Genomic DNA, 828 nt, shown 5'->3' with positions numbered 1-828 from the left:
CTTTCAGCACGTATCCAGAGCGATTTTGAGATCATGGACCGTCCTCGAGCTGGTAGCGATAGGGGATGAAACGCAGGGATGTGACCGGAAACCGTCGTTACCGCGCCCACGGATCGGCGCACCACTCCGAGCGATGCCGGAAGCGGCGCGGAGTTCACCGCGATCGACGGACGACCGTCCATCCTTGAACGCTACGCTGACAGGGTGAGCGAGCCCGAGCGGTTCCCGGCAGTCGCCCGGCCGATCCCGCCACGGCGGCGGCGCGACCGGCGCGGCCGTGGAATCCGGGGCACTCTTCTTCCGCCGGACGTGCCCGCCTACGCCACCCGCGGCGACCGCTTCGACGATCTCGTCCTGGACGCCGTCGAGCATCTCGACCACCGGTGGTCCACCGAACTCGCGGACGTCGAGTTCGCCGTCGAGGACGTACCGCCGGTGGCGGTGACCGATGACGAGATCCCGCTCGCTCGTTACCAGCCGGCCAGCGGCAGGGGTCGGTCGGGCACCCCGCGGCGCATCGTCGTCTACCGCCGCCCGATCGAGGCGCGGGCCGTCGACAGCGAGGACCTGGCCGAGCTCGTCCTCGATGCGATCATCCACGAGATGGCTGAGATGATGGGGGTCGACCCCGCCGTGATCGACCCGGAGGGCCACGGCTGGGGCGACGAGTAACAGCGAGGAACAGCCGAGCCGCGGTGGCTGGCCGGCCGCAGGACACCCACCACGCGAGGGAGACCGTGACCACCAGGAACACCGTGACCACCAGGAACGAGGCCGCTCGGGCGACGGCCTCCGGCGCCCGGATCCTGCCACTGCACGGTCAGGCGC

1 protein-coding gene is annotated in these 828 nt (G+C 69.9%); it reads left to right on the top strand.

The genetic code is table 11. The features are described 5' to 3' along the window. Positions 1 to 282 precede the first annotated feature (282 nt). The gene (locus ACY45C_RS15130) at positions 283 to 672 is read left to right on the top strand and encodes a metallopeptidase family protein (RefSeq protein WP_462188245.1); all 390 of its coding nucleotides are present in this window, start codon (positions 283 to 285) and stop codon (positions 670 to 672) included. Positions 673 to 828 lie beyond the last annotated feature (156 nt).

This window comes from Frankia sp. CcWB2 (assembly GCF_977927585.1).
This window is presented reverse-complemented; position numbering and strand designations above follow the sequence as displayed.